Source organism: Nonomuraea sp. NPDC052116 (assembly GCF_040680035.1).
GTDB classification, from domain to species: domain Bacteria; phylum Actinomycetota; class Actinomycetes; order Streptosporangiales; family Streptosporangiaceae; genus Nonomuraea; species Nonomuraea angiospora_A.
The window spans coordinates 21,170-34,059 of record NZ_JBFAWA010000068.1 but is presented as its reverse complement, the minus strand read 5'-3'; the positions used below and the strand labels follow the sequence as shown (position 1 = coordinate 34,059).

General features: G+C 71.3%; 13 protein-coding genes. 2 read left to right on the top strand and 11 right to left on the bottom strand.

Translation table 11 applies throughout. From position 1 onward, the window contains the following. Positions 1 to 597: 597 nt before the first annotated feature. Together AB0L65_RS60830 and AB0L65_RS60825 are read left to right on the top strand one after the other, a co-directional pair. On the top strand, positions 598 to 1,449 hold the full coding sequence (locus AB0L65_RS60830; protein ID WP_364266520.1) for an NAD(P)-dependent oxidoreductase: 852 nt from the start codon (positions 598 to 600) through the stop codon (positions 1,447 to 1,449). A gap of 86 nt (positions 1,450 to 1,535) precedes the next feature. Next, positions 1,536 to 2,465, top strand: coding sequence for a tetratricopeptide repeat protein (locus tag AB0L65_RS60825; RefSeq protein ID WP_364266517.1), 930 nt, complete (start codon positions 1,536 to 1,538; stop codon positions 2,463 to 2,465). A gap of 157 nt (positions 2,466 to 2,622) precedes the next feature. On the opposite strand, the gene AB0L65_RS60820 is transcribed toward AB0L65_RS60825, so the two are convergent. The 11 genes from AB0L65_RS60820 to AB0L65_RS60770 are packed head-to-tail and all read right to left on the bottom strand — an operon-like array spanning position 2,623 to position 12,726. Further along, complete coding sequence (locus AB0L65_RS60820; RefSeq protein WP_364266514.1) at positions 2,623 to 3,225, bottom strand: TetR/AcrR family transcriptional regulator; 603 nt, start codon at positions 3,223 to 3,225, stop codon at positions 2,623 to 2,625. Positions 3,226 to 3,273: 48 nt separating this feature from the next. After that, complete coding sequence (locus AB0L65_RS60815) at positions 3,274 to 4,080, bottom strand: enoyl-CoA hydratase-related protein (protein ID WP_364266511.1); 807 nt, start codon at positions 4,078 to 4,080, stop codon at positions 3,274 to 3,276. A gap of 3 nt (positions 4,081 to 4,083) precedes the next feature. Then, entirely contained in the window at positions 4,084 to 5,259 is a 1,176-nt protein-coding gene (locus AB0L65_RS60810) for a thiolase family protein (RefSeq protein WP_364266509.1), read from the bottom strand. Beyond that, entirely contained in the window at positions 5,256 to 5,669 is a 414-nt protein-coding gene (locus tag AB0L65_RS60805; protein ID WP_364266506.1) for an OB-fold domain-containing protein, read from the bottom strand. The genes AB0L65_RS60810 and AB0L65_RS60805 overlap by 4 nt, the downstream gene beginning before the upstream one ends. Beyond that, the gene (locus AB0L65_RS60800; RefSeq protein ID WP_364266503.1) at positions 5,666 to 6,853 is read right to left on the bottom strand and encodes a thiolase family protein; all 1,188 of its coding nucleotides are present in this window, start codon (positions 6,851 to 6,853) and stop codon (positions 5,666 to 5,668) included. Before AB0L65_RS60800 ends, AB0L65_RS60805 begins: the two co-directional genes overlap by 4 nt. Next, positions 6,846 to 7,343: a MaoC/PaaZ C-terminal domain-containing protein gene (locus tag AB0L65_RS60795; RefSeq protein WP_364266500.1), complete on the bottom strand. Its 498-nt coding sequence runs from the start codon at positions 7,341 to 7,343 to the stop codon at positions 6,846 to 6,848. The genes AB0L65_RS60800 and AB0L65_RS60795 overlap by 8 nt, the downstream gene beginning before the upstream one ends. Continuing rightward, positions 7,340 to 8,095: an enoyl-CoA hydratase/isomerase family protein gene (locus tag AB0L65_RS60790; protein WP_364266497.1), complete on the bottom strand. Its 756-nt coding sequence runs from the start codon at positions 8,093 to 8,095 to the stop codon at positions 7,340 to 7,342. The genes AB0L65_RS60795 and AB0L65_RS60790 overlap by 4 nt, the downstream gene beginning before the upstream one ends. Before the next feature lie 32 nt (positions 8,096 to 8,127). Next, positions 8,128 to 8,574: a nuclear transport factor 2 family protein gene (locus AB0L65_RS60785; protein ID WP_364266494.1), complete on the bottom strand. Its 447-nt coding sequence runs from the start codon at positions 8,572 to 8,574 to the stop codon at positions 8,128 to 8,130. Next, a complete protein-coding gene (locus tag AB0L65_RS60780; protein ID WP_364266491.1) occupies positions 8,571 to 9,740 on the bottom strand; it encodes an FAD-dependent oxidoreductase in 1,170 nt (389 codons plus the stop codon). The genes AB0L65_RS60785 and AB0L65_RS60780 overlap by 4 nt, the downstream gene beginning before the upstream one ends. Next, on the bottom strand, positions 9,737 to 11,527 hold the full coding sequence (locus AB0L65_RS60775) for an AMP-binding protein (protein WP_364266488.1): 1,791 nt from the start codon (positions 11,525 to 11,527) through the stop codon (positions 9,737 to 9,739). Before AB0L65_RS60775 ends, AB0L65_RS60780 begins: the two co-directional genes overlap by 4 nt. Continuing rightward, positions 11,524 to 12,726 (bottom strand): CoA transferase, encoded by a 1,203-nt coding sequence (locus AB0L65_RS60770; RefSeq protein ID WP_364266485.1) that lies wholly within the window; start codon positions 12,724 to 12,726, stop codon positions 11,524 to 11,526. Before AB0L65_RS60770 ends, AB0L65_RS60775 begins: the two co-directional genes overlap by 4 nt. Between the last annotated feature and the right edge of the window lie 164 nt (positions 12,727 to 12,890).

Genomic DNA, 12,890 nt, shown 5'->3' with positions numbered 1-12,890 from the left:
ACCTGCTGATAGTCGCCGGGAGGGATGTCCATCGCCGCCGCGCTGGTGAGCACCAGCGACGCCGCGACGAGCAGCCTCGACCACGCAGACATGGGCTTCCTTTCCTGACCGGGGGGACGTCAGGCAAGGCGCGCGCCGACCGCGCTTTGCTGGTAGGGCTGGGGGTGCTGCCCCAGGTTGCGCTTGACGTTTTGGCAGTGAGATTTTCCGACAAATGGGCTCAATAGAGATGCTTACCGCGCCGTAATGTGGCTGTCAAGAAGATGTCACTTCGGTCGATGAATGGTTGATGGCGATGAAGATCCGTAAAAAATCAACATTTATCCGCAATTTTGTGCCTGGAGCGCTCCACCGTCTTGCGCAGGTCGGCTTCGTGGCATTGAATCGTCCCCACGTCCGCCTGGCCGCCGAACGGAGAGTTGCGGCGGGCCTCCTTACCGCCGACTTCGGAGTCGCCGCACTGGGTGCTGTCCTCGGGCCAGGCGGGCGGAATACACTTCCTTGACGCAAAACTTACAGTCGCTATAGCCACCTTGACGCTCCTGGCCTCGTCCGTCATGCTGCGTCTCACAAATCGGTTTGCACGTTGGGGAGTACATGACCGGCTTTCCACGGCGGGTGCTGGTGACGGGGGCGGCGGGAAGCGTCGGCCGGGCCACCCTCGATCTCCTCGCGCGCCATCAGGTGGCGGTGACGGGCCTGGACCTGCGCGGTCCCGACGGCCTGCCGCTCGATCGCATGGTGGTGGGCAGCGCGGGCGATCCGGAGATCGTGCGGAAGGCGCTGGACGGCGTGGACGCCGTGATCCACCTCGCCGCGCTCCCCGCGCCCGTGCTGGGCACGCCGGAGGAGGTCTTCTGCGGTAACACCAGGGCCACGTTCGTGGTGCTGGAGGAGGCCGGGCGTGCTGGTGTGCGGCGTGCCGCCATCGCCAGCAGCATGTCGGTCCTGGGGCTGGCCTGGGCGGACCGGGTGCTGCACCCGGCCTACGTGCCCGTCGACGAGGACATCCCGTTGCAGGTCGAGGACCCGTACGGGCTGTCCAAGCAGGCCGACGAGCTCACGGCGGCCATGATGAGCCGCCGGCACGGGATGACGACCGTCGCGCTGCGCTTCCCCCGGCTGGGCGGGCCGGAGGACAAGCTCCGGCGCACGGCGGAGGAGTGGGCCGCCGACCGGGCCGCCGGAGCCGGGGAGCTGTGGTGCTACCTGGACGTCCGGGACGCCGCGCGGGCGGCCTGGCTGGCGGTCACGCGCCCGATCGAGGGCCACCACGTGCTCACCGTCGCCGCACCCGACACGCTGATGTCCGAGCCGACCGAGGAACTGCTGGCCGCGTTCCACCCCGGCAGCGAGCGGCGGGCGCCGCTGCCCGGCCGTGCCGTTCCGGTCGACCTGCGCGCCGCCGAGCGGGTGCTGGGCTTCACCGCGAGGCACGTGCTGCCGTGAACGAGCCGGGAGGTTCACGCCGGCGGGAGGCGTCCTGACGTAAAAATTCAGCGGCTGAAAGGATTATGCCGATGTAATATCGCCGCATGCTGATCCAGCAGCCGCAGGGCCGCCGTGAGCGGAAGAAGGCCGAGACCCGGCGCGCCATGGCGGACGCGGCGCTGCGCCTGTTCGCCCTGCGGGGGTTCGACGCGGTCACGGTCAACGAGGTCGCGGAGGCGGCCGACGTGTCGGCCAAGACCGTGTTCAACCACTTCCCCACCAAGGAGCAGCTGTTCTTCGAGCACGAGCCGCTGCTGGCCGGCGACCCCGCCGAGGTCGTGCGGCAGCGCCCGCCCGGCGGGCGGGCGCTGGTCGCGCTGAGCCGGCTGCTGCGTGCCGAGCCGGCCGGTGACCTGGCGCTGTTCGGCCGGATCCACCGCGACAGCGAGACGCTGCGCGCCTACGGCCGGGAGCTGTTCGCGGCGCGCGAGCGCGCGCTGGCCGAGGAAGGATTCTCCCTCTTCGACATCGCTCTGGCCTGCGTTCATGGGGGACGCGTGGAGGAGGCCCTGCGGCATGCGCAGGCGGCCCTCGATCCTCTTCGCAGGGCTCGTCTCACCGCCACCGAAGCCTACGTCCTGAACCTGATCGGCTGGTGCCGGTGCGCGCTCGGCGACTACGAGCGAGCACTCCGGGCCGGCGAGAAGGCGCTGGCCCTCGCCACCGAATTGGGCGACAAGTCCGGCCAGGGCCATGTCCTGGACACGCTGGGCAAGATCCACCATCATCGGGGCGACCTCCAGGACGCGATCGCGCACCACCGGCGTGCTCTCACCTCGTGCCGCGCTCTCGGGCACCGCTACGACGAGGCCGAAATCCTGCTCCACCTCGGTGACTCGCTCCACGCCGCCGGTCGGCCCGCCCAGGCGGTGGACTCGTGGCGCCTCTCGCTGGCCATCCTGGACGAACTGGGGCACCGCACCGCCGACGAGCTGCGGGTGAGGCTCCGCAACCACGATCCCTCACCCATCTGATCATGTCGGCCACGCCCCAGGGCCGGGCGGCCGGTGGTGTTGCGGCCTTGGCAGGAGAGCCGACGCGGATCCCCGGTTGCGCGCGCCCATTCCTCGAAGGCCGTGAGCGGGGTGCGTGTACTCCAGGTGAACAACTATTTGTTCACACTCGTGGGTCTCAAGCCTGTAGGCCGGTGAGCACCCCGTCGGTGAGGACCTCGGCGATCTGCTCGGCCGTGAGCTCGCCGTTGGGGGAGAACCACTCGGTGGCCGAGTTGAGCATGCCGATGATGGCGAGCACCGTCACCCGTGCGCTCTTGACCGCCCGGAACTCGCCGGCCTCGATGCCCTCGTCGATGATCTGCGAGAAGAGGGCGTCATAGCGGCGGCGGAGCTTGACGACGCGGCGCTTGCCGGTGGGGGCGAGATAGGTCCACTGGTGGAAGGCGACGCGGGTCTGCTCCAGGGACTCGGCGAGGACGCTCATGTGCGCGTTGATCGCGCCGCGAAGGCGCTCCGGTGCGGTCTGGTCCGACTCCACCACCGGCTCGATCGCGTCCAGGTAACGCTGGATGCCGTCCTCCACGATGCGCTGGAGCAGGTCCTCCTTCTTACTGATGTGCACGTAGAGGCTGCCCGGCAGGAGCCCGACGGCGTCACTGATGTCCCGCATGCCCACGACCGGGTAGGTCTTCTCGCTGAAGAGCTTGATCGCCGCCGCTTCGATGCTCGCCAGGGACACGGGCCCGCTCTTGACCCGTCCTTCCTTCCGCGTTGCCAACCGTCCTCCCACGTTCGGTTAACAACTGATTGTACGGTCCTCGGCCGGTCAGCCGCGATCGAACCGTGGAGGTCTGCGTTCGAGGAACGCGTCGATGCCCTCCTCCAGATCGGGGCCGTGGTGCAGCGCCGAGACCGCCCAGTAGCCGCTGCTCATCGAGGTGGCGAGATCGACCTGCCAGGTCGAGCGCAGGGCGTTCTTGGTGGCTTCGAGAGCCCGCCACGGCTTGGCCGCGATGCGGGCTCCCAGCTCGACGGCGGCGGGGATCAGCTCCTCCGGCTCGACGACCCGGTTGACCAGGCCGATCTCCAACGCTCGTCGCGCGTCCACGATCTCGCCGGTGAGCGCGAGTTCGGCGGCCAGGCCGGAGCCGACGAGCCGGGGGAGGAACCACGACCCCCCGTTTCCAGGAGGCAGACCCAGGTTGATGTACGTCTCGCCGAGTTTGGCCGCCGTGGAGCAGATGCGGATGTCGCAGGCGAGCGCGAAGTCCAGGCCGCCCGCGGTGGCGCCGCCGTTGATCGCGGCGATGGCCGGCAACCGGGACGCGACGAGGCGCTGGGTCACCGGGAAGAGCACGCGCGCGTTGTAGGGCTCCCGGGTGGTCGGGAAAACCTCGTCGAGGTAGGCGCGCATGGCCTTGAGATCGGCGCCTGCGGAGAACTGCCGTCCCGCTCCGGTGATCACCAGGCAGCGGACCGCGGTGTCGCGTTCGAGGTCGGTGAGGGCGGCCAGCAGGTCCGCCGCCATCTCGGGGACCACCCCGTTGCCCCGCTCCGGCCTGTTCAGGGTCAGCAGGACGACGCCGTCGGCCGCCCGCTCGTAGTAGAGCGTCTCCAGCTCGGTGGCCGCCATCGCTCAGCCGCCCTTCACGAGGATGGTCGCGACGCACGCCGCGTACGCGCCCGCGAGCCAGCCGCCCGCGTTGACGGCCATACCGGTCCGGGCGCCCGCGACCTGCCTGCGTCCGGCCCGGCCGGTGAGCTGGTCGTAGATCTCCACGAGCTGCGCGCAGCCGGTGGCGCCGATCGGGTGGCCCCGGCTCATCAGCCCGCCGCTGACGTTGACCGGCAGCCGGCCGCCGAGCGCGGTGGCGCCCGAACGCGCCAGGAGGTGCCCCTCGCCGGGCGCGCACAGCCCGATCTCGGCGTACTGGAGGATCTCGGCCGGGGCGGCCGCGTCGTGCAGCTCCAGCACGTCGATGTCGTCGATCCCCATGCCCGCGTCCTCGAACGCGGCGGCCGCGGCCGCCGCGACCGGCTGGGAGCCCTGGCCGCGCCCGGCGGCCAGGCGGGTCGCCCGGATCTCGCAGCCGGTGACGCCGGAGCGGCGGGCGTAGTCCTCCGAGCACAGCACCAGCGCGGCTGCGCCGTCGGTGGTGGGCGAGCACATGGGCAGGGTCAGCGGGTCGACGACCATCCGGCCGTGCAGGACCTCCTCGATCGTCTGCGGCGTGCGGTACTGGGCGAGCGGGTTGAGGGCGGCGTGCCCGCGGTTCTTCACCGCGACGGCGGCGAAGTCCTCGATGCCGGCGTCGTGCTCGGCCAGATAGCGCTTGGCCTCCTCCGCGTAGACGTTCACGAACACGGAGTTCGAGGCGGGTCTGTCCGGCTCGGGGCGGGGGGACGCGCCGACGTCGGTGGCTCCCCGCAACGCGTCGAAGGTGCGGGACCTGTCCTCGTGCGACAGCTTCTCGACGCCGATGACGAGCGCGAGGTCACACCGTCCCGCCAGCACCGACTCGAACGCCAGGACGGCGGCCGAGCTGCTGGAGGCGCACGCGTTCTCCACGTTCACCAGCGGCACGCCGGCCAGGCCCGTGGACTGCAACGCGACCTGGCCGCGGATCATCTCCTGGCCGGACACCAGCCCGGCCGCGGCGTTGGCCAGGAACACCCGCCCCACCTCGGAGGCGGTCACGCCGGCGTCCTTGAGTGCCAGCTCCGTGACGGCCTCGGCCATCATCCGCTCGCTGCGCCGTACGTCCCGCCCGAAGGGGATCATGCCGACACCGGCGATCAGCACTTTGCTCACTGGTGCACCACCGCGAACCAGGGCACCGGCCGCCGCGCGATCTCGTCCTCGGACGCCGGCCGGAAACGCACCGGCGCGTCGCACCTGTAGGCGCCCCACCCGCCGTCCCCGTCGGGCCACAACCGGCCCAGCACCTGTACGCCCTCGGCGAGCTTGACCACCCCCAGCGCGTACGGGGTCTGCGACTCGAACCCGGTCGGCGCCCCGAACCGGGTCACCGCGAAGCTGTGCAGCACCCCCGCGCCCGACGCCCGGACCCATCCGAGCTCGGCCTCGTAGCAGAACGGGCAGCGGTGGCGCGGGTACATGGTGTCGCGGCCGCAGCTCCCGCAGTGCTGAATGAGCAGCTCACCGCGACCGAGCGCGTCGTAGTAGGGACGGGTGAGCGGCTCCATGCCCGGGTCGCTCATCGTGTCACCCCCTCCAGCAGGAGCACCTGACTGTCCATGTAGGTCCCGCCGGAGCCGCCGCAGACCGCACGGCTCGCGCCGGGGATCTGCCGGTCCGGCCCCGCCCTGCCCAGCAGCTGGCGAACCGCCTCGGCCAGCAACGCCGTGCCGCCGCCGACGCCGGTGTGGCCCGCGGAGAGCAGACCGCCGTTGGTGTTGACGGGCAGCCGGCCGCCGGGTGAGTAGCCGCCGGCGGCGAACGTCCTGGCCGCCTCTCCGGGTTTGGCCAGCCCGAGGCCCTCGAGAGCGATGCTGAGTACGGCGGGATAGGAGTCGTACACCTCGGCGAGGTCGGCGTCGTCCGCTCCCCAGCCCGCCTGCTCGTACGCCTCGGCCGCGGCCTCCGGCCAGCCGAGCACGGCCAGGTCGCGCTCCTGGCCGATGCTGTAGTGGGACACGCGGCCACCGGATCCGGCGATCCGCACCCAACGGTCGTGAGAGCGCCGTGCCAGGGCGGCACTCGTCAGCACGAAGCCGACCGCGCCGTCGGCGAGCATCGGGCACTCCAGCGCGTGCAGCGGGTCGCAGACCATCTTGGAGGCGAGAACCTGATCGACCGTCAGAGGTTTGTCCTTGTACATGGCGTTCGGGTTGAGCCGGGCCCACGCGCGCAGCGCGACGCACACCGACGCCATCTCGGCGGCGGTGGAGCCGCTCGCGGCCATGTAGCGACGGGTGATGAGCGCGCCGACCGCGTTGAACGACAGCCCGGACGGTTTCTCCCATTCGCGCGGGATGCCGTTCGCGGTCAGCATGTCGATCATCTCGTCGACCGGTGCCGAGCCCCACTTCTCCGCCTGCAGGACCAGGATGTTGCGGGCGTGCCCGCTCGCGATCAGGCCGGCGGCGGTGCGCATCGTGTTGTCGCTCGTGGACCCGCCCGAGTGGATCATGTAGCTCGCCTTGGCGCGGCCGTTCAGCCCGAGCTCTTCGACCACGCGGGAGAACACCAGGTCGGCCTGGTCGGCGGGGGAATGCAGGCAGGGGATGAGCAGGATGGTGTCGATATCGGACATCGATCTGCCCGCGTCCCGCACCGCGGCCACGGCCACGTCGACCAGCGAGCCCATGAACGGCCGGTTCGGGTGCCGTCCCGACGGCAGCTCGCCGACGCCGATGAACGCGGCCTCGTCAGCATCACTCACCAGGGTCTCCCTTCTCTCTCCGGCCGGGCTCGCTGCGGCGGCGGGCGAGCAGCACCATGCGGAAGCGCATGACCTCCTCGTCCCTCTGGTTCAGTACGGCGTAGTCGAGCCGCAGCACGCCGTACCTGGGCCTGCCGTCCTCGGTCCCGGCGACCTCGACCCGCACGCGGATGGTGTCGCCGGGGAACACCGGCGCCAGCGCACGCATGTTCTGGCATTCGAGGAGCGCCACGATCGCGTCGCCGAGGAAACCCGACAGGGCGACCTGGCCCACGGCCAGGCTGAAGGTGAGCGGGCCGTGGGCGATCCGGCCGCCGAAGCGGGTGCCGCGGCAGTACTCCTCGTCCACGTGCAGGGGGTAGTGATCCCCGGTGAGGCCGGCGAACGCGGAGATGTCCGAGATATCGACCGTCCGGCCCGGGGAGACCGCCGTGTCGCCGACGGAGAAGTCCTCGAAGTGGCGTCGGAGCCGGTTGAAGGTGGCGGTCACAGGCTCAACGCCGCCAGCGCCTCGTGCGCCAGCCCGTACCCGAGCTGGTCGTGGAGCAGCCGCTTGATCTCCCGGGTGAGCACCGCGCGGGCGAATCGCCGGGCCAGGTCGGGCTTCGCCGCGATGTCGGCGGCGAGCTCGCGGGCCCGCGTCAGCACCTGGCCGGCGGGGACGACCTCGTTCACCACGCCCCAGTCCAGGGCCTGCCGGGCGTCCAGTTCCTGGCCGGTGAGCAGGAAGTAGCGACCGCGGGTCGAGCCCAGCACATGGGTCCAGACGAGGTGCGCCCCGTCGCCGGGCACGATGCCGGATGGGAAGTGCGGGCCGTCCTTGAACCTGACCGTGTCCGCCGCGACGATGATGTCGGACAGGATCGGGATCTCCGGGTGGATCAGCGCCGGCCCGTTGATCGCGGCCACCACCGGCACCTCGATGTTCATCAGGTTCGTGAGCAGCCGCTGGCCCTCGAACATGATGTGCGCCCAGTCGGCGGCGGTGCCGAGGTTGAAGCTGGAGAAGTCGATCTCGGCGCAGAAGGCGTCGCCCGCGCCGGTCAGCAGCACGACCTTGTTCTCCGGGTCGCAGGCGATGTCGGTGAAGGCGTACGCGAGCTCGTCGTGTGCCTGGCTGGTCCACACGAGACTGCCGCCGCCGGTGTGGACGGTCACCTGGAGAATGCCGTCCTCGCGCTCGAGACGGACGTTCTCATATCTCTTGGAGTACTCGTCGAACGACGGATTGATCCTGGCCATGGTGGCACCTCCGCCAAAAACAAACAGTTGTTTCAAGGAACGTTAACAGCAAGGACGGCGTTCGCCAATGCCGCCGGGAGGAACGGCGTGAACCTCCGGACACGCAGGCGCCAGCCCTCTGGCGTGGGTACGAACGCGTCGTCGTAGCGGCCGAAGGTCGCCAGCCGCAGGTCGGCGTCGCCCACGACGAGGGCGAGCGCGTACGCCTGCCCCACGGCGCCTTCCTCGGACGCCTCGACGAGGATGCCGCTGACGACGTGCCGCATTCCCGGCGCGCGCTCGGCCGCCGCCCGGACGAGCGCGGCGAGGCCGTCCCTGCCGACGACGGGGGCGGCGCCCTCGCGAGCGAAGACGCCGTCCTCGGTGAACAGCGCCGCGACCTCGTCGGCCCGGCCCTCGTCGAAGGCATGGGAGTAACGCGCGTAGAGGTCGATGATCTCCTGGTGTTGTTCGCAGGTGAGCCGGAGCGCCGGTGTCATGTCCGTACCTCCTTGAGAGCCGAGCGGAGGGCGAGACGTCCGCGGAGGAAGTCGCGTGGTGCGTTGGCGGCGAAGACCCCGGTCAGCCGGTCGCCTTCGGTGTAGTGGACGACGAACTTCCCGCTGTCGAAGTCGCCGGACACGACCGTCGCCGTCGGGGACGCGGCGCCGGCGAACTGGAGCCGCAGGTCCGCCTGGTCGGACCAGAAGAACCCGTCCTCGCCGAGGCCGGCGTGCGGCACTCCGGCGAGTGTCGCGGCGACCCTGGCCGCGCTGTCGGCAGCGGCGGTCCAGTGGCCGGTCGGCCGGCATCGTCCCGCCGAGTGCCGGCAGACGATGTCGCCCGCCCCGAAGACGTCCACCGCCGAGGTACGCCCGGCCTCGTCGCACACCAGGCCCTGGTGGGTCTCGAGGCCGGCGGCGGCCAGCCAGGCGGTGTCACGGACGACTCCGATGCCGACGACCACGATGTCCGCCTCGACGACGGTGCCGTCGCCGAGGAACAGGACCTGTTCGCCGGGCCGCTCCTCGCTCCTTTCGACCGTGGTCCCGCAGCGGAACTCCAGGCCACGTTCGGAGTGCCGGCGCCGTAGCCAGGCCGCGGGTTCGGCGCCGATGATCGGCGCCATCGGCTGGGGCGCGGCTTCGACGACGGTGACGCGGCAGCCCCGCAGCCGCGCCGCGGAGGCCACCTCCAGGCCGATGAACCCGGCGCCGATCACGGCCACCCGTGCGCCGCCGGTGAGCGCGCCGGCCAGCCGCCGGGAGTCCGCGGCGGTCCGCAGATAGTGCACCCTGCCGGACTCCGGCAGGTCCGGAAGCCGGCGCGGCCGGGCGCCGGTGGCCACGACCAGCCGGTCGTAGCCGATCTCGCCGCCGTCGGCGAGCGTCAGCGTCCGGGTACGCAGGTCCAGGCCGACCGCCGCGCGGCCGAGCACGAGCCGGATGTCCTGGCGGGTGTACTCGTCCCGGGTGGCGAGGCGCAGGTCGTCGGCGCCGCGCGTGCCGAGCAGGTACTCCTTGGACAGCGGCGGCCGGTCGTACGGTTCGTCGAGCTCCTCGGACACGAGGGTGATCCGGCCATGGTGGCCGAGGTCGCGCAGGGCCTGTGCGGTCCGGACAGCGGCGAGGCCGCCGCCGGCGAGGACGACGTGCGGGCCGCTCACGACCGCACCGCCGGGGTGACGGCCGACTTCGGGGCGACGGCGGACTTCGGGGCGACGGCAGGCGAGGGGGTGCCTGATCGGACGCCCAGTTCGAGCACGGCGCGTTCCACGAGCTGGAACTTCTGGACCCGCCCGGTGACCGTGGTCGGCACCTGGTCCGCGGCGGCGAACAGGACCGAGGCCGGCACCTTGAAGCGAGCGAGCCGCTGCCTGCAGTAGGCGATGAGCTCCTCGGGGTCGGGTGGTTCAGCGGTGGCCGCGACGATCCACGCGCAACCCACCTCGCCCATGCGCTCGTGGGGGATGCCCACCACGTGCGCGGCGAGCACGGCAGGGTGCTCGGCGAGCACCGCCTCGACCTCCCCCGGGATGACGAGCTCGCCGCCACACCGGTAGGACTCCTTGCGGCGCCCGGTGAGAGCCAGGTAGCCCCGCTCGTCGAACCGGCCGAGGTCGCCCGTGCGTAACCAGCCGTCGGCGGTGAACGACGCGGCCGTCTCCTCCGGCATGTCGTAGTAGCCCCTGGTCACCAGCGGCCCCCGCACCACCAGCTCACCGATCTCGCCGCGAGGCAGTTCGGCGCCGGTGTCCGGGTCGATGACGCGGTAGACGCCGAGCGCGCCGCCGAGGTCTGGCTCACCGGCCACGCCGGCCGGCTTCACGCACCCGTTGGTCCCCCGCAGCCGGTCGAGCGGATCGCCGGGCTGCGTGCACAGGGTGGACGCGGTCGTCTCGGTCTGCCCGTAGGCGGTGAACAGCTCGTCGACGCCCAGCACGGCCAGCATCTCCTGCCACATCGCCGGGTGGTGGGCCGCGCCGGAGGAGAACATCGTGGTGAGGGAGGTCAGGTCGTAGCCGCCGGACCGCGCCTTCTCCAGCACGACCGAGGTCATCGCGGGCACGCAGATCAGCTCGTCGATCCGGTGGGCCGACACGTCCCGGAGCATCCGGTCGGCGTCGAACACCGCGTGGGGGCAGATCGCGCCTCCGACGAACAACGCCGCGACGGTGGCCTCGACGTAGCCGAAGACGTGGTAGATCGGCAGGGCGAACAGGATGCGCCGGCCGTCCTGGAAAGCGCGCGTGTACGCGCTCGCGTAGGCGGTCCGCAGCACGGCGTCGTGCTGCAGCAGCACGCCCTTGGCCTTCCCGGTCGTGCCGGAGGTGTACAGCAGGTCCGAGAAGGAGAGCGGGTCGGCGGCCGTGGTCCGCCGCAGCACGGTCTCCTCCGGGACGGACGCGCCCAGGGTGACGAGGTCCGCCAGCGTCCTGCCGCGGGCCGGCGGCCCCTGCGTGCCCATGACGAAGACCTCGCGCAGCCGAGGCAGGCCGGCGCCTCCACCGTCGCGTGCCCAGCCGGGCGCGACGCGGTCGAGCGCGTCGAGGTAGTCGAGGTCCCGGAACCGGTCCATCGTGATCAGGATCGTGGAGTCCGACTGGTCCAGGACGTATCGCAGCTCCTCGTGGCGGAGCAGGAAGTTGATCGACACCGACACCGCTCCGACCCTGGCCACCGCGTACTTGAGTGCGACGGCCTCCGGGAAGTTGGCCAGGTCGACGGCCACGTGGTCACCTGGTTCCACGCCTGCCGCGATCAGCCCGGCGGCCAGCCGGATCGTCCAGTCCCGCAGTTCGGCGTAGGTGTGGACACGCTCGCCGAGGATCGCGGGCCGATCGGGGAACGCGGCCGCGGTCACGTCGAGCTGTTGAGCGGTCGTACGCGGGACCCACACCGGGTGCCGGGCTTCGAGCGCCGCTCGTCGTGCGGCGGGGGCAACACTGCTCATCCCTGTCGCGCCGTCCTTTCCATCACCTTCTGTGTGACGAGCCGGCCGATCTCGGCCTCGGAGAGCCCGGCTTCGGCGAGGACCTCTTCGGTGTGCGCGCCGAGCGCCGGGGGCTGGCGCAGCGCGCACCGGGCGTGCTCGTCGATGGGCAACCGGATCTGCTTGAGCCCGGGTATCCGGCCGTCGAGAGCGTCCTGGACGATGCCGCGCTCGACGGTCACGGGGTGGGCCAGCGCGGCGGCGAGGTCGTTGACCGGCCCCACCGGCACGCCCTCGGCCGTGATGCGCTCCAGCCAGTGCTCGGACTTCGCCGTGCGGAGCCGCCCTTCGACGATCTCGCTCAGCGCGGACCGGTTCACGACGCGATCCGTCACCGTACGGAACCGGTCGTCGGTCACGAGGTGGCCGAGTTCGAGCGCGGCGCACAGCCGCGCGAACAGCCGGTCGCTCGCGGCCGCGATCATGATCGAACCGTCGGCCGTGCGGAACGCCTCGTACGGCGCGGTGCTCGGCGCGGCGGAGCCCAGCCTGCCGGGGAACGCGCCACTGGCCAGGTAACCCATGATCTGGTGGGACAGGAGGAAGAACCCGCTGTCCACCAGGCTCGCGCGCAGGTGCTCGGCGCGACCGTCGACACGCCGGGCGAGCGCGGCCTGGATCGAGATGGTGGCCCACAACCCGGTCGAGAGGTCCACGATCGACGGTGCCGCCCTGGACGGGCGACCGCCCTCCTCGCCGGTCATCGCCATGATGCCGGTGAACGCCTGGATGAGGGCGTCGTAGCCGGGCCGGTCGTGACCGAGGGGACGCTCGCCGAAGGCGCTCACGGAACAGTGCACCACGCTCGGGCTCATCCGGCGGAAGTGCTCGAAGCCGAGCCCCAGCCGGTCGGCCACGCCCGGGCGGAAGGACTCCACGACGACGTCGACGTCTCGGGCCACGCGCAGCACCGCCGCACGGCCCTCCGGCGTGCGGATGTCCAGGGCGACGCTGCGCTTGTTGCGGTTCATGGCGAGGAAGACCGTGCTCTCGCCGTCCCATCGGGGCGGCAGGTCCCTCGTGGCCTCGCCGGTGCCCGGGCGCTCGACCTTGACCACGTCGGCGCCGAGGTCGCCGAGGATCATGCAGGCCAGCGGGCCTGCGATGTTCTCGCTGAGATCCAGGACACGAAGGTCGCGGTAGGTACGCTCCAGGCTCACGATGCGGCTCCGGGACAGTGAGGTGACCGCCAGTGCTCGTGGCTCACCCTAGACGATCGCGAATCAAAAACAAACACTTGTTATGAGCGGATGTGCGGGGTTAGCGTGAAGGCCACGGCCCGCGCGCCGCGGGCATGACCGCGTGAGACGACAGGCGAAGGGGC

Excerpts from the sequence above, each read along its gene's own strand:
- AB0L65_RS60805 (WP_364266506.1), bottom strand. The coding sequence starts at position 5,669 with ATGAGCGACCCGGGCATGGAGCCGCTCACCCGTCCCTACTACGACGCG.
- AB0L65_RS60825 (WP_364266517.1), top strand. The coding sequence starts at position 1,536 with ATGCTGATCCAGCAGCCGCAGGGCCGCCGTGAGCGGAAGAAGGCCGAG.
- AB0L65_RS60830 (WP_364266520.1), top strand. The coding sequence starts at position 598 with ATGACCGGCTTTCCACGGCGGGTGCTGGTGACGGGGGCGGCGGGAAGC.
- AB0L65_RS60815 (WP_364266511.1), bottom strand. The coding sequence starts at position 4,080 with ATGGCGGCCACCGAGCTGGAGACGCTCTACTACGAGCGGGCGGCCGAC.
- AB0L65_RS60775 (WP_364266488.1), bottom strand. The coding sequence starts at position 11,527 with ATGAGCAGTGTTGCCCCCGCCGCACGACGAGCGGCGCTCGAAGCCCGG.
- AB0L65_RS60785 (WP_364266494.1), bottom strand. The coding sequence starts at position 8,574 with ATGACACCGGCGCTCCGGCTCACCTGCGAACAACACCAGGAGATCATC.
- AB0L65_RS60790 (WP_364266497.1), bottom strand. The coding sequence starts at position 8,095 with ATGGCCAGGATCAATCCGTCGTTCGACGAGTACTCCAAGAGATATGAG.